This is a genomic window from Streptomyces sp. NPDC050743 (genome assembly GCF_044456925.1).
Classification (GTDB): domain Bacteria; phylum Actinomycetota; class Actinomycetes; order Streptomycetales; family Streptomycetaceae; genus Streptomyces.
The window spans coordinates 1-14,320 of sequence record NZ_JBITGJ010000144.1 but is presented as its reverse complement, the minus strand read 5'-3'; the positions used below and the strand labels follow the sequence as shown (position 1 = coordinate 14,320).

The 14,320-nt window shown below is 69.1% G+C and carries 15 protein-coding genes and 1 pseudogene; 6 read left to right on the top strand and 10 right to left on the bottom strand.

Features of this window, described 5'->3' with window-relative positions; translation table 11 throughout:
* The first annotated feature begins 175 nt into the window (after positions 1-175).
* Together ACIBJF_RS47895 and ACIBJF_RS47890 are read left to right on the top strand one after the other, a co-directional pair.
* The gene (locus ACIBJF_RS47895) at positions 176-526 is read left to right on the top strand and encodes an Hsp20/alpha crystallin family protein (protein WP_399184100.1); all 351 of its coding nucleotides are present in this window, start codon (positions 176-178) and stop codon (positions 524-526) included.
* A gap of 425 nt (positions 527-951) precedes the next feature.
* Complete coding sequence (locus ACIBJF_RS47890; RefSeq protein WP_399184099.1) at positions 952-1,152, top strand: cold-shock protein; 201 nt, start codon at positions 952-954, stop codon at positions 1,150-1,152.
* A gap of 203 nt (positions 1,153-1,355) precedes the next feature.
* Here the strand turns inward: ACIBJF_RS47890 and ACIBJF_RS47885 are convergent, their stop codons facing one another.
* The 3 genes and pseudogenes from ACIBJF_RS47885 to ACIBJF_RS47875 all read right to left on the bottom strand — a co-directional run bounded on the left by ACIBJF_RS47885 (position 1,356) and on the right by ACIBJF_RS47875 (position 3,729).
* On the bottom strand, positions 1,356-1,751 hold the full coding sequence (locus tag ACIBJF_RS47885) for a DUF2267 domain-containing protein (protein WP_399184097.1): 396 nt from the start codon (positions 1,749-1,751) through the stop codon (positions 1,356-1,358).
* Between the two features lie 10 nt (positions 1,752-1,761).
* Positions 1,762-3,195, bottom strand: a pseudogene (locus ACIBJF_RS47880) (SpoIIE family protein phosphatase); the annotation flags it as partial.
* Positions 3,196-3,282: 87 nt separating this feature from the next.
* A complete protein-coding gene (locus ACIBJF_RS47875; protein ID WP_399184095.1) occupies positions 3,283-3,729 on the bottom strand; it encodes an STAS domain-containing protein in 447 nt (148 codons plus the stop codon).
* Positions 3,730-3,949: 220 nt separating this feature from the next.
* Here ACIBJF_RS47875 and ACIBJF_RS47870 point away from each other — a divergent pair, with 220 nt between their 5' ends.
* On the top strand, positions 3,950-5,392 hold the full coding sequence (locus tag ACIBJF_RS47870) for a lipase maturation factor family protein (RefSeq protein WP_399184093.1): 1,443 nt from the start codon (positions 3,950-3,952) through the stop codon (positions 5,390-5,392).
* Positions 5,393-5,437: 45 nt separating this feature from the next.
* Here the strand turns inward: ACIBJF_RS47870 and ACIBJF_RS47865 are convergent, their stop codons facing one another.
* The 6 genes from ACIBJF_RS47865 to ACIBJF_RS47840 all read right to left on the bottom strand — a co-directional run bounded on the left by ACIBJF_RS47865 (position 5,438) and on the right by ACIBJF_RS47840 (position 12,112).
* A complete protein-coding gene (locus ACIBJF_RS47865) occupies positions 5,438-5,650 on the bottom strand; it encodes a hypothetical protein (RefSeq protein ID WP_399184091.1) in 213 nt (70 codons plus the stop codon).
* A gap of 241 nt (positions 5,651-5,891) precedes the next feature.
* A complete protein-coding gene (gene groL / locus ACIBJF_RS47860) occupies positions 5,892-7,511 on the bottom strand; it encodes a chaperonin GroEL (RefSeq protein WP_399184089.1) in 1,620 nt (539 codons plus the stop codon).
* A 1,290-nt stretch (positions 7,512-8,801) separates the two neighbouring features.
* A complete protein-coding gene (locus tag ACIBJF_RS47855; RefSeq protein WP_399184087.1) occupies positions 8,802-9,194 on the bottom strand; it encodes a DUF2267 domain-containing protein in 393 nt (130 codons plus the stop codon).
* Between the two features lie 83 nt (positions 9,195-9,277).
* On the bottom strand, positions 9,278-9,823 hold the full coding sequence (grpE, locus tag ACIBJF_RS47850; protein ID WP_399184085.1) for a nucleotide exchange factor GrpE: 546 nt from the start codon (positions 9,821-9,823) through the stop codon (positions 9,278-9,280).
* Between the two features lie 2 nt (positions 9,824-9,825).
* Positions 9,826-11,694 carry a molecular chaperone DnaK gene (gene dnaK / locus ACIBJF_RS47845; protein ID WP_399184083.1) on the bottom strand — a complete coding sequence of 623 codons (1,869 nt, stop codon included), beginning with the start codon at positions 11,692-11,694 and terminating at the stop codon, positions 9,826-9,828.
* A gap of 49 nt (positions 11,695-11,743) precedes the next feature.
* Complete coding sequence (locus ACIBJF_RS47840; RefSeq protein ID WP_399184081.1) at positions 11,744-12,112, bottom strand: J domain-containing protein; 369 nt, start codon at positions 12,110-12,112, stop codon at positions 11,744-11,746.
* 179 nt (positions 12,113-12,291) lie between these two features.
* Here ACIBJF_RS47840 and ACIBJF_RS47835 point away from each other — a divergent pair, with 179 nt between their 5' ends.
* The 3 genes from ACIBJF_RS47835 (at position 12,292) to ACIBJF_RS47825 (ending at position 13,641) form a co-directional block, all read left to right on the top strand.
* Positions 12,292-12,723, top strand: a complete 432-nt coding sequence (locus ACIBJF_RS47835; RefSeq protein ID WP_399184080.1) for an Hsp20/alpha crystallin family protein — start codon at positions 12,292-12,294, stop codon at positions 12,721-12,723.
* A 160-nt stretch (positions 12,724-12,883) separates the two neighbouring features.
* Entirely contained in the window at positions 12,884-13,267 is a 384-nt protein-coding gene (locus tag ACIBJF_RS47830) for an STAS domain-containing protein (RefSeq protein WP_399184079.1), read from the top strand.
* The gene (locus ACIBJF_RS47825; RefSeq protein ID WP_399184077.1) at positions 13,264-13,641 is read left to right on the top strand and encodes a hypothetical protein; all 378 of its coding nucleotides are present in this window, start codon (positions 13,264-13,266) and stop codon (positions 13,639-13,641) included. Before ACIBJF_RS47830 ends, ACIBJF_RS47825 begins: the two co-directional genes overlap by 4 nt.
* 97 nt (positions 13,642-13,738) lie before the next feature.
* Here ACIBJF_RS47825 and ACIBJF_RS47820 read toward each other — a convergent pair whose 3' ends face one another.
* Positions 13,739-14,125 (bottom strand): Hsp20/alpha crystallin family protein, encoded by a 387-nt coding sequence (locus tag ACIBJF_RS47820; protein ID WP_399184075.1) that lies wholly within the window; start codon positions 14,123-14,125, stop codon positions 13,739-13,741.
* Positions 14,126-14,320 lie beyond the last annotated feature (195 nt).

Genomic DNA, 14,320 nt, shown 5'->3' with positions numbered 1-14,320 from the left:
CCCTGACGGCGATCCGGCTATCCCTGCCCTGCCCCGCAGGAGTCCGATTCCTCCCCGGCCTGAAGGCCGGGGCATCCTCGGAGGAACCCGGTGAAGAAGGACGACATCACCGTGGAACTGAACGCCGGCGAGCTATCGGTGCACGGCGAGATCAAGGAGAGGGGAACGCGCCGGTGTGCTGCGCCACCGCACCCGGCGTACCGGACAGTTCGACTACCGGGTGACATTGCCGCAGGACACCGATGAAGAGCACGTCAGCGCCGAACTGACCGACGGCGTGCTGAACGTCAAGGGTCCCCAAGGCCGAGAAGGCCAAGTCCCGGCGCATCGAGATCACCGGCTGACGATTGTGTTGGGTACGCAGCGACCGAGCCCGCCTGCGGTGGTGGGCTCGGCGTTTGCCACGGGTGGTCGGCCGGTGGGCGGCAGCCGCGGCGAGAGCAGCAGGCTTCCGAGTGGTGACGGGGATGCCCAGGGTGAAAGCGGATGCCGCCTGCTGGGCTACCGCTGGGCCCCAAGGCGGTGACGCAGTGAGTGGGCCGATCCGGCATCGACGGGCCCCTGGCCCCAGATGGGCGGCCAGGTCCGTCTGCCATGGCAGTGCAGTCACCGGAGTCTTGAATGGGTGGCGCTCTGTCCACTACGCCGGTCAGCAGACAGGGGGCCAGGACGCCGATGCACGCGGGTGCCACCTCGCCCAACGGCCCGCGGTCAGGGTGGTCACGGCAGGGTCAACCAGGCGCGTCAAGCCGGCCGCGGGCCAGTGCGGTCGGCAGCCAGGCGACGTCACTCGGCACCCCTTCTCACGGCGCGACTGGTGGTGGATGCGTGCCTCAGCCCGTCGGGGGCCGCCGACTCTCCGCCTTGCGTCCAGGCGTGTCGCCTACCGCTGAGAAGGAATGAGGCGAAAATGACGCCGCTGATACTGGTACGACACAGCAGGAGCAGGGCGTGGCGCAGGGCACGGTGAAGTGGTTCAACGCTGACAAGGGCTTTGGTTTCATTGAGCAGGACAGCGGTCCTGATCTCTTCGTCCACTACTCCGAGATCCAGGCCACCGGTTTCCGTAGCCTGGAGGAGGGCCAGCGGGTGGAGTACGAGGTCACTCAGGGCCACGGGGGTCCCCAGGCCAGTGCGGTCATCGTCCTCTGACTTCCTCCCGACGTGCGCGGTACTTCCGACGGCGATGCTTCGGCGGGACTCTGGCGACGGTCATCTCGGCCCGCAGTGCCCGGATGCCGCTGACTGGTTGAGCAGGCGATTCAGACTTGCCGGCATCGCCGGAGCCGCCCCGACTCCGTTCACCGCGTCTGTCGCTCCGGCGTCCACGGGTGCCGATTGACGACCGGTGGTGGTCAGCTCGGTCGCGGGTGTCCGAAGAGCAGGTCGTAGCCGGGCGGGAGCTGGAGCAGGATGCGGTTCATCAGGTCCTCGCCCGCGATGTCGGCCACGACGCTGAGTACGGCGCTGACGTCCCATGTGGCGGTCTTCTCCGTGGCGCCTTCGATCCAGGCCGCGGTCGCCCGGATGAACCTCTCCGGGGGCAGGGGTTCATGTGCCTGGAGCGGGTTGAGCAGGACGTACGCCAGCGTTTCCGGAAGCCGGGCGGCCAACTCGGCGCGCACCTCGCCCACCAGGTGAGCGCCCAGCAGGGCCAGCACGACCCGACAGGCCCGTTCCGCCTCCTGCTGCGACGGGTATTCTCCGCGTTCTTGGACTGCGGCGATGAAGGCGTCCCACTCGAGTCGCATGCTCTCCTCCTTAGGCGGCTGGCACCGGCGGATGCCCGCTGGCGTCCGTGTCCGGGGCGGTGGTGGCGTGAAGCGGATGTTCTTGTTCGGTCCAGATGGTCTTTCCGTTGGGTGTGGGGCGGGTGCCCCACCGGTCGGAGAGCTGTCCGACGAGCAGCAGGCCGCGGCCGCCCTCGTCCAGGGTGTGGGCGCGGCGCGGGTGCGGGGAGGTGCTGCTGGCGTCGGAGACCTCGCAGATCAGGCTGCCGTCGTGGATCAGGCGCAGCTCGATGGGGGCGCGGGCGTGACGGATGGCATTGGTGACCAGTTCACTGACGAGCAGTTCGGTGGTGGGCACCGCCTCGGACAACCCCCACCGCCTGAGCTGGGCTGCGGCGGCGCGGCGGGCCTGTGCGACGGCAGCCGGGTCGGCGGGCACCTTCCAGGAGGCGACGTGCGCGGCGTCCAGCGCGTGGGTGCGGGCGATGAGGAGCGCCACGTCGTCGGCGTGGCCCTCGGGCAGCAGGGTCTCCAGGACGGTGTCGCACAGGGCGTCCAGGGAGGGCGCCGACCGGTCGAGCGCCTCGCGCAGGGCCTTCATGCCCGCGTCGATGTCGCGGTCGCGCGCTTCGATCAGGCCGTCGCTGTACAGCGCGAGCAGGCTGCCTTCCGGCAGGGCGATGTCGACGGCGTCGAAGGGCGCGCCGCCCACTCCCAGCGGCGGTCCCGGTTCGACGTCGACGAAGGAGACGGTGCCATCTGGGGTGAGCACGGCGGGCGGCGGGTGGCCGGCGCTGGCCAGGGTGCAGTGGCAGGTGATCGGGTCGTACACCGCGTACAGGCAGGTCGCGCCGATCTCCCCGGCCATCTCGGTGCCGTCCCTGACTTCGTCGAGGATGAGGTCGTCGAGGTCGGACAGCAGCTCGTCCGGGGGCAAGTCGACATCGGCGAGGGTGCGCACCGCCGTGCGCAGCCGTCCCATGGCCGCGGAGGCGTCCATGCCGTGGCCGACGACGTCGCCGACGACCAGTGCCATCCGTGCGCCGGACAGGGCGATGACGTCGAACCAGTCCCCGCCGACGCCGGCGTGGGGATCGGCGGGCAGGTAGCGGGCGGCTGTCTCCAGCGCCTGCTGGGCGGGGAGGTGGTGCTGCAGCAGGCTGCGCTGCAGCGCGAGGGCGGCGCCGTCGCTCTCCTGGGGCACGGACGCCTGCAGGAACCACTGCACCTCGCCCTTGCCGTTCAGCAGCGGGCATGCTCGTAGTTCGGCCTCGATGGTGCGGCCGGCCCGGTCGCGCAGCAGGACCCGGCCGATCCATGCCTGCCGGTCGGCCAGGTGCCGTCGTGCGGAGTCGGGCAGCCCGTCCTCGAGCAGTTCGGCGGCCGCGCGGCCCACGATGTCCTCGGGGCTGTAGCCCAGCAGGGCCTGGGCGCCGGGGCTCCAGGCGGTGACCGTTCCTCGGGCATCGACGACGGCGGCCGCCAGCTCGGTGGCCGGGACGAAGCCATCCCCGCTGCTCGGGCGGAATCCGGCGTACCTGATCACCTCCGCTCACCCCCTGCCGTCCGCTTCGTGCTGGTCGCGGTTGCCGCCTGGTGCCGGAGTCACCGTGCCCGACGACCTGGCCGTCGGCGTGAGGGAAGAGGACAGCGCCTCAGCCACGGTCGGGTATACCGGTACGGCCTGCCGCAGGCCGGTGACGTCGAGCACGGGCAGCAACGGTCCTTCCGGGCACACCAGATGGAGCTGGCCGCCATAGCAGGCGGCACGAAGGTGTGCACCGAACAGGGCGCCGAGCCCCATGGCGTCGCAGGCGGTCACGCGGGAGACGTCGATGACGAGCCGGGAGGGGTCGCTGCCGGGCATCGAGGTCACGAGCGTCAGATAGGCCCGCAGTTCCGCCCGCGTCGTCATGGACAGCTCTCCGGCCGCGTTCACGATCAGCCAGCCGCGCTCGGGGCACCAGGACAGGGAAAGGGAGGCGTCACGCCGAGGCACTCTGACCACCCCTTTCCGCAGTCCGGGCAGACCCCAGCGGTACGACCGGCGCCTTCCGGTGGGCGCTGGGTGGGTCGGCTGCCCGGCCCTCCTCTCACATCGCCGACAAGTCGGAGCAATCTAGATATTTATGATAATTAGATAGGCCATGAACGGGGTAAATGTCAAGATGACGAGAAGAGGGTGTTAGCGCCAGGCGGATGTGCGGAGGCATGCCGTCATGGACTGGTTCACGGACCCTGACTACTGGGTGGGCCGGATGCTTTTCCAGCGCGGTCTGGCCGTGCTGTACTGCGTCGCGTTCGTCAGCTCGGCCCTGCAGTTCCGCGGGCTGATCGGGGAGCGGGGGCTGCTGCCGGTGCCGCGCTTCACCGCGCAGGTGGCGTTCAGGCGGGCTCCGAGTATCTTCCAGTTGCACTACTCGGACCGTTTCTTCGCCGCCATGGCCTGGACGGGCGCCGCGGGATCCGCCGCGGTGGCGGCGGGGGTGCCGGACCGGCTGCCGCTGTGGGCGGCGATGGTGATGTGGGCGCTGCTGTGGGCGCTGTACCTGTCCATCGTCAACGTCGGGCAGACCTGGTACGGGTTCATGTGGGAATACCTGCTGCTGGAGGCCGGCTTCCTGGCGATCTTCCTCGGCAACGACGACGTCGCGCCGCCCGTGCTGGTGCGAGGGCTGCTGATCTGGCTGCTGTTCCGGCTTGAGTTCGGCGCCGGGCTGATCAAGCTGCGCGGCGATTCCTGCTGGCGGGATCTGACGTGCCTGTACTACCACCACGAGACCCAGCCGCTGCCCGGCCCGCTCAGCTGGTTCTTCCACCACCTCCCCAAGCCCGTCCATCGCGTCGAGGCGGCGGGCAACCACGTCGCACAACTCCTCGTGCCGTTTGCCCTGTTCGCGCCGCAGCCGGCGGCAAGCATCGCCGCCGGCTTGGTGATCATCACCCAGCTGTGGCTGGTCGCGTCCGGCAACTTCGCCTGGCTGAACTGGCTGACGATCGTGCTGGCGCTGTCCGCGATCGGCGGCTCGCAGGTCACCGGCGCGCTGGGTCTGCCTCCTGCGCCGCGTTTCGCCGCCGCACCGGTGTGGTTCGAGGGCCTCGTGCTGGCTGTCGCCGCCCTGGTGGTGGTGCTCAGCTACTGGCCGGTGCGTAACCTGCTCTCCCGCAGCCAGGTCATGAACGCGTCCTTCACTCCGCTGCACCTGGTCAACACCTACGGCGCGTTCGGCAGCGTGGGCCGCACCCGGTACGAGCTGATCGTCGAGGGCACCGACGAGCCGGCGATCACCGAAGAGACCGTGTGGAAGGAGTACGTCTTCAAGGGCAAGCCGGGCGGCATGCGGCGGCTTCCGCCGCAGGTGGCCCCGTACCACCTCAGGCTGGACTGGCTGATGTGGTTCGCCGCGTTCTCCCCTGTGTACGCGGCCGGCTGGCTCCCCGCCTTGCTCCTCGCCCTCTTGGAGAACAACCCGGCCGTCCTGAGTTTGCTGCGCCGCAATCCCTTCCCAGGCTCGCCGCCTGCTTTCGTCCGGATCTGCCTGTACGAGTACCGGTTCACCAGCTGGTCGGAACTGCGCGCGAACGGTGCCTGGTGGAGCCGCACCTTCCTCGGCGAGTCCGTGCCGGCCGTCGCCAAGCGGCAACCGGTATCCAGCGCATGAGGCCCGGGTTCCGCAGGAGACTCGTCCCTGGCTCGGCTTTCAGGGTCATCGTGCGCAGCCGACGTCGAGGACTTCGATGATGTCGTCGTGGGCGGTGTAGACAAGCCAGCACCATTCGCCGAATGCTGCGGCCAGACCGGAGACGTGTACCTGCGGTGTCCTGGCAACGGCGTCGATGAGCGTAATGATCTCCTCGTGCCTGTCGTTCGGGACGCCGAACAACACGCCGGCAGCGGGTTGGACCACTTCGACTCTCATGTCGCCCCCCTGCAGATGAACTGGAGCAGCGCTGGCGGCTCTCCTCTCCACCGGGCGTCTGGCCTACGGGCCACCATTCCTCCGGGCTCAGGAGAACGGCAACAGGCTGACCACACCTATTCCGGTCGGCTGCCGGTGCACGAGTCCCCCGGGGTTCCCATGCGCGCCGCCAGGCGGGCGCCGGCGGTCTGCTGTTGCGGCCACCGGCGCCCGCCTCGGTCCGGCTCCGGGCACGCGGCGATCAGAATTCGGCGCCGGCCCCCGCGGCGGCCGGTTCCTTTTCCTCGGGCTTGTCGGCGATGACGGCCTCCGTGGTGAGGAACAGCGCGGCGATGGAAGCGGCGTTCTGCAGCGCGGAGCGGGTCACCTTCGCCGGGTCGATGATGCCCGCGGCCAGCATGTCCACGTACTCGCCGGTCGCGGCGTTCAGACCGTGGCCGACGGGCAGCGTGCGGACCTTCTCCACCACGACACCGCCCTCCAGGCCGGCGTTGCGGGCGATCTGCTGCAGCGGAGCGGTCAGCGCGCGGCGGACCATCTCCACACCGGTCCGCTCCTCGTCGTCCACCTCCAGCTTCTCGAACGCCTTCTCGGACGCCTGCAGCAGGGCCACGCCTCCACCGGCGACGATGCCCTCCTCGACGGCGGCCTTCGCGTTGCGGACGGCGTCCTCGATGCGGTGCTTGCGCTCCTTGAGCTCCACCTCGGTGGCGGCACCAGCCTTGATCACGGCCACGCCGCCGGCGAGCTTGGCCAAGCGCTCCTGCAGCTTCTCGCGGTCGTAGTCGGAGTCCGAGCGCTCGATCTCGGCGCGGATCTGCTTGACCCGGCCCTCGATCGCGGCGGCGTCACCGGCGCCCTCCACGATAGTGGTGTCGTCCTTGGTGACGACCACCTTGCGGGCCCGGCCCAGCACGCCCAGGTCGGCGCTCTCCAGCTTCAGGCCGACCTCCTCGGACACGACCGTGGCACCGGTGAGCACGGCCATGTCGCCGAGCATCGCCTTGCGGCGGTCGCCGAAGCCCGGGGCCTTGACGGCGACGGACTTGAAGGTGCCGCGGATCTTGTTGACGACCAGGGTCGCCAGCGCCTCGCCCTCCACGTCCTCGGCGATCACCAGGAGCGGCCGGCTCTCCCGCATCACCTGCTCCAGCAGCGGCAGCAGATCCTTCACCGCAGTGACCTTGGAGCCGACCAGCAGGATGTACGGGTCCTCCAGGACCGCTTCCATGCGTTCGGCGTCGGTGACGAAGTACGGCGAGATGTAGCCCTTGTCGAAGCGCATACCCTCGGTGAGCTCCAGCTCCAGGCCGAAGGTGTTGGACTCCTCGACGGTGATGACGCCTTCCTTGCCGACCTTGTCCATGGCCTCGGCGATCAGCTCACCGATCGCCCGGTCCCCGCCCGCAGACACCGCGGCCGTGCTGGCGATCTCCTCCTTGGTCTCCAGCTCCTTGGCCTGCTCCAACACGGCCGCGGATACGGCCTCGACGGCCTTCTCGATACCGCGCTTGAGAGCCATCGGGTTGGCGCCGGCGGCGACGTTGCGCAGCCCCTCCTTGACCAGGGCCTGGGCGAGCACGGTCGCGGTGGTCGTACCGTCACCGGCGACGTCGTCCGTCTTCTTGGCGACTTCCTTGACCAGCTCGGCGCCAATCTTCTCGTACGGGTCCTGAAGCTCGATCTCCTTGGCGATGGAGACACCATCCTTGGTGATCGTGGGGGCGCCCCACTTCTTGTCCAGGACCACGTTGCGACCCTTGGGGCCGAGCGTCACCTTCACGGCGCCCGCGAGCTGGTTCATGCCGCGCACCAGAGCGCGGCGCGCCTCCTCCTCATAAGCGATGATCTTCGCAGTCATCGGGTGCGGTCTCCTCCGCATCGACTCCTTGAGTCGATGACAGTGGCCCGGGTTGACGCCCGCGACGTTCACCCGCGCGCCGGAGGTTTCCCTCACGGCCGCACGAGCACGTCACCCGACCCAGCCGTTAGCACTCTCACCGCGAGAGTGCCAATTCCTCGCTTAGCACTTCGGCTTGCCCAGGGGCAAGTGGCCGCCTCGGATAGCTGCGGGCGGTCAACGCCGTTGCGCATCCGAGAGGGACTGGCAGGGGTGCCGGGACGGAGCGGGCTCCTCGGGGATGGAGCCGGTCCGGTGACCTCCAGGTGGCCGGGCGCAGCAGACGGTCGCCGAGGCGGTAGCCGGTACGCGCCGCGGCGTGCCTGCTGTTGCCGGAGGGTGCACTGCCTCCGCGGCGCGGCCGGAGCAGCGAGCACGCGATGCCGCCCCCGAGAGGAAGCACGCCGCGACGCGGAGGCCACGGGGAAGTGTGCTGTCACAACTCCTGCCCCGAGCGCGCCCAAGCAGTGCGCCCGGGCCAGATAATCCCGCCAGCTTCCTTCGGCGTTCTAAACCGGCTTGATCCGTACCTCTCCACTGTGCCGGTCGGCTTGGACCGCGCAGCCGGCCTGCGTGAGGATCTCCAGTAACGCCTGGTGCAGCGCGGCCCGAATCCCCCGTACTCCGCGACCTGCCTGCCCACCGGGTCCAGCTCTTGTGCCGGCAGCCAGCCGACGACCACCGCGTCCTGCTCCTGGCGGACCCTCAATCCCGTGCCTTCCCCGCGGCACTCGCCGCCGCAACGTCGAACCCCGTACGGGCGAGCGTGCGGCACACCTCGGAGAACAGAACCTGCAGACCAGCCTGGCGTGCCGCCCGGATCGCCGCCGTGCGAGAGCAGGCTGGGGATGCGTACGTGACCGCTGGGCTGACGACCCCACCGGCAATATCAGCGGGGCATCAGCCCTGACGAGCAGCACACCGCCCGGCTGCCCCGCCAACTGCTCGAGGAACGCTTCGTGTCGCCAGGTCACGTCGGCCGCCACCCTTCTTCGGCCTCTGTGCTCCGGTGGGGCGCGGAGGGCGGGCGAGGGGGAGATCAGGTGCCCGTCCCCCGCCGCTACTCGTCCCCGGCGGCCGGTCGGCCAGCCCGAGATCGCTCGCCTGGACCCGCTGACAGCGATCTTGCGAGGCTTGGCGCGCTCGACGATCGGGATGCGCAGGCTGAGGTGGCCACACCCTGGCCGAGCGCCGGTGGTGGTCTCCACGCCGACGGTGTGGCCGTATCCGGGGGTGCCCCAGATCCCGGTTTCAGCTGGCCAGGTCGGCTTTGCCGAACAGAACGGCGTAGCCGGAGGGGAGCTGGCTGATGATCTGGTTCAGCTCACCGCCGGAAACGGCGCCAGCCAGGGTGGTCAGGACCGCGCTGGCGTCCCACTCTGCCGTGCGCGGCCGGGCCCCTGTCCTCTCAGCGACCCTGCGGTAGAACTCCTCGATCCCGAAGCTCTCGGCCTGCGCCTGCTTGGCCTCGGCCAGCGCCTGTCCGAGCGGTCCAGGCAGCTGGGAGGCAAGGTCATCGACCTCGCCGGGGCTGATGCGCTGGGCCAGCACGCTCAGCACCGCTTCGGTGACCTTCGCGGCTTCGTCCTGGCTGTCGTATTCGCCGAGCTCACGTACGCGAGCAAGGAACTCATGATGCTGCATCGTTTCGTCACCTCCGCTTGCCGGCAATCTCAGGGCATCCAATGCGACGCCCTCTTCCCCGGCACCCCGGTAGGGCAAGCCTGTCAGCTCCGCGAGACGGGCAACGGCGGCTTGCCTGCCGGGGCGGATGCATCCCGTACGCCGCACTCCGGCGTCGATGCGCTCCTCGCGGGCGGGGCCGGCCCGGTGACCTCCACGGTGGCCGGGCGCAGCAGGCTCTCGCCAAGACGGTAGCCGGGACGCAGGACCGCCGAGCACACCAAGCGGTCCGCATCCGGGACAACATGGTGCGTCAGAGCGTCGTGACAAGCCGGGTCGAACCGATCGCCCACCTCACCGAACGACGTGACGCCCAGCGAGCCGAGCTGCTCCTGCAGGCTGTCGGCGATGTCCCTCAGACCGGGCGTGAGCGGCTCGTTGGCACACGCCCGGTCGACGGCGTCCAGCACAGGCAGCAGCGCCTTGAGCACGTTGGCCACCGCGATCTCGCGCACGGCCAGGCGGTCCCGCCGCACCCGCTTGCGGTAGTTGTCGTACTCGGCCTTGATCCGCTGCAGGTCGGCGGTCCGCTCCTGAACCAGGCGCCGCAGCTGCTCAAGTTCGGTGCTCTGCGGAGCGCTCCTGGTCATCGTCAGCCAGCCTCCGGCTTGTCGTCGTCGACGATCTCTGCGTCCACCACTTCATCCTCGGGCTCACCGGCCGCACCGCCCGGGGACGCTCCGGCCGCACCCGCCGGTTGCTCGGCCCGAGACTTCTCGTACAGGGCCGTTCCGATCTTCTGCGCGGCCTGCGCGGTACGGTCGATCGCCTGCCGGATTGCCGCCGTGTCCGCACCCTCCTCCTTCAGCTTCTCCTTCAGTTCGGTCAGCGCCGTCTCCGTCTCGGACTTGGCGTCCGCCGGGATGTTCTCCGCGTTGTCCTTGAGGAGCTTCTCGGTGGAGTAGACGAGTTGCTCGCCCTGGTTGCGGGTCTCGGCGTCCTCACGCCGCTTGCGGTCCTCCTCGGCGTGCTGCTCGGCCTCCCGGACCATGCGGTCGATGTCGTCCTTGGGCAGCGCGGAGCCGCCGGTGACGGTCATCTTCTGTTCCTTGCCGGTGCCCAGGTCCTTGGCGGAGACGTGCATGATGCCGTTGGCGTCGATGTCGAAGGCGACCTCGATCTGCGGCACCCCGCGCGGCGCCGGGGCGATGCCGGTCAGCTCGAACATGCCGAGCTTCTTGTTGTACGCCGCGATCTCCCGCTCGCCCTGGTAGACCTGGATGGTCACCGACGGCTGGTTGTCCTCAGCGGTGGTGAAGATCTCCGAACGGCGGGTCGGGATGGTGGTGTTGCGCTCGATGAGCTTGGTCATGATGCCGCCCTTGGTCTCGATGCCCAGGGACAGCGGAGTGACGTCGAGCAGCAGGACGTCCTTGACCTCGCCCTTGAGGACACCCGCCTGCAGGCTCGCGCCGACGGCGACGACCTCGTCGGGGTTGACACCCTTGTGCGGGTCCTTGCCGGTCAGCTCCTTCACCAGCTCGGTCACCGCCGGCATACGGGTCGAGCCGCCCACCAGAACGACGTGGTCGATGTCGGAGACCTTGATCCCGGCATCCTTGATCGCGTTGTGGAACGGCGCCTTGCACCGCTCCAGCAGATCGGACGTCAGCTGCTCGAACTGGGCCCGGGTCATCTTCTCGTCCAGATGCAGCGGACCCTCGGCGGACGCGGTGATGTAGGGCAGGTTGATCGTGGTCTCCGACGAGGAGGACAGCTCGATCTTGGCCTTCTCCGCGGCCTCGCGCAGCCGCTGTACGGCCATCTTGTCCTTGGACAGGTCGACGCCGTAGTTGTTCTTGAACTGCTTGACCAGGTGGTCGACGATCCGCTGGTCCCAGTCGTCACCGCCCAGCTGCGTGTCGCCGTTGGTGGCCTTCACCTCGATGACGCCCTCACCCATCTCCAGCAGGGACACGTCGAAGGTGCCACCGCCGAGGTCGAAGACGAGGACCGTCTGGTCGTTCTCCTTGTCCAGCCCATAGGCCAGGGCCGCCGCCGTCGGCTCGTTGATGATCCGCAGCACGTTCAGGCCCGCGATCTCACCGGCCTCCTTCGTCGCCTGCCGCTGGGCGTCGTCGAAGTACGCGGGTACGGTGATCACCGCGTCCGTGACGTCCTCGCCCAAGTACGCCTCCGCGTCCCGCTTCAGCTTCTGCAGCACGCGCGCGGAGATCTCCTGCGCGGTGTACCGCTTGCCGTCGATGCTGCCATGCTCCGGGAACCGCCAGCCGTGATCGCCCATGTGCCGCTTCACCGAGCGGGCGGTGCGCTCGACGTTGGTCACGGCCTGCCGCTTGGCGACCTCACCGACCAGCACCTCACCGTTCTTGGCGAAGGCCACCACCGACGGGGTGGTCCGCGCGCCTTCCGTATTCGTGATGACCGTGGGCTCGCCGCCCTCGAGGACCGAGACAACCGAGTTCGTCGTTCCCAGGTCGATACCGACCGAGCGCGCCATCTGCTTCTCCCTCCTCACCATGCTCTGCTTCACGTTTGCGATCGGGGCTTCATCGGGATGCCGGCTCCCACCGGACGGGACCGGCCCGCAGCGCAGGCTCGGGACGCACGACCCCGAGCACCACGAGGTAACGCGGCGCCTGCCGGACCGGCCGCGCGACGACAGGGCCGGGGTCGTATGCCCGCTCGGCCGTCCGCTGGTACGTCTGGTCGTACGCCGCGCGCAGGACCGGATCGCGGAGCGTCTCGTACGCCGACCGCACCTCGCCGAACCGTTCGGCGGTGACCACATCCACGCGGGTGTCGGGGCGCAGCTCCCGCACCCGGGCGCGGAAGGCAGAGGTGATCACCTCGGCTGTCGCCGAGGGCTCCACCCCCAGCACCGCATACAGGTCTCCATCCTGGTCCCGCGCCGGCATCCCGCCACCTCCTCGCCCACTGCGAGCTGCGACTTCACCCTTACTTGCCTCAATTCCTGAGATAAAACCTGAGTCTCCTCTTGTCAAGGATTGATGGGGGGAGGTATAGCGGGTTTCAAAGGCATTCCGGACTCCCGGAGCCCGGAATGGGCAGCCCGCCAAGTGAAAGGAGCTGCACGATGGCTGCGCTCATCCGCACCGATCCCTTCCGGGACCTCGACCGGCTAACCCAGCAGATGTTCGGCTCCCTGACACGGCCGGCCCTCATGCCGATCGACGCCTATCAGAGCGGCGACGCCTTCGTCGCCCACTTCGACCTGCCCGGCGTCGATCCCGACACCGTCGACCTCAACGTGGAGCGCAACGTGCTCACCGTGCGAGCCGAGCGGCCCGGCCCGGACGCCAAGGAGGCCGACCTGCTCGTCGCCGAGCGGCCCCACGGCGTCTTCAGCCGCCAACTTCTGCTGGGCGACTCGCTCGACCCTGAGAAGATCACCGCCCACTACGACGCCGGCGTGCTCACCGTGAAGATCCCGGTGACGGAAGAGGCCAAGCCCCGCCGCATCGAGATCGGCCGGAAGGACGCGGAGTCACAGCAGATCGAGAGCTGACATCCCGCCCCACGGGAAGCAAGCGGAAGAAGTGACACATAAGGAGGGAATACAGGTAGACAACAACAGACCGCAGCATCGACGACATGACCGTAGGCCGCCGCACCCTGAACGTCGTGCGGCGGGCCACGGCGGGCGCTGAGCGGCAGGAGTGAGGACCATGGCTGTGTTCCTCGCCTCCCACTGGGAGAACGGCTGGGCCGTGACGGAGATCAAAGGGGCCCTGGACACCACCACGGCCCGTGAGCTGTGTGATTACGTGGCCGCCGTCACCGCCAAGCACCGGCACTTGCTCAACCTGATCGTGGACCTGTCCGAGCTGACCTCGGCCGACACCGACGGCCTGGCTGCCCTGATGTCCGTCCGGGCCATGCTGGAGGAGGACCAGGGAGAGCTGCGCCTGATATGCCCCGAAGGGCGGGTGGAGCGGCTCCTGCGCGACAGCGGACTCGCCCAGGCCCTGCCCGTCTACCCCGCCCTCGAGGCCGCGCTCACAGCGCCCCGGACCACAGTCGCCAACCGGATGGGAGGTGCCGTGCCGTGATCACCGAACTTGCCGTCGAACGAGTCGAGTTCACCTGCGGCTCGTGCTGGCACCACTGGAGCGTCGACTACGACGTGCAGCGCTACCAGGACGCCCTCGATGCCGAGTGGGAGGTCTTCTACCGCGACAACACGGCGGTTCCCTCCCCCTACACGCCGCAGGGCGCTCCGCCCTGCGAACACTGCGGCCGGCGCTGGGTCGGGCGCCTCGTGGCCCGCCGCCCCGTACCCCTTCCCGACACGGAAGGGCCGCGCAGCCGCGTTCCGGCCGAAGGCGGGCACCGCCCCGAGCGGCACACCGCGCCGATGCTGCGCGCCGCCGGTCATCCCCAGCCGCACACGCGAGCCGAGCATCCGTCCACGGAAACGTCCTGACCGGCCAGTCGGCCCGGGACGGTCACCGCATCCAACCCGCACCTGCCCTCGTACGGCGCGCACCGCACGGGGGCAGGGCTCACTGTCCGAGCTGGGGTCACTGTCCGGACGTGATCTCGATGCGGCGCGATTTGGTGGCTTCCGCCTTCGGTACCTTGACGGTCAGCACACCGCCCTCGAGGGTGGCCTCGACGTTCTCCGGGCTGATGTCGCCGGGCAGCGCGGCGCGGTACTCGAACCGGCCGGTCCTGCGGGTGCTGCGGTGCAGCATGCCGGTGCGCTCGCGTTCTTTGAACTCGCCGGTGATGGTCAGTTCCCGTTCGGTCATCTCGATGTCGAGGTCCTCGCGCTTGACGCCGGGAACCTCGACTTCGACGAGGTAGGCGTCATCGGTTTCCGACAGGTCAGCCAGCGGCGACCAGGCCATGCCCTCCGTCACGGAGCCCATGGCGCCGCCCATGGTGGACTCCAGCAGGGTCCCCATCCTGCCGATGAGATCGTTGAACTCGGCGAGAGGATCCGTGCCCCAGCCTGGGAACCGCCGTTCAGCCAGGGGCCCGCCGCGTCGCACAGGCAGTCACTTTCAGGCTCACCAACTTCCTTAATCATCCCTGGTGTTGCGCATGTATGGTTGCGTGCATGGAGTTGCTGCGTATATCGACGGCCGCGAAGCGTCTCG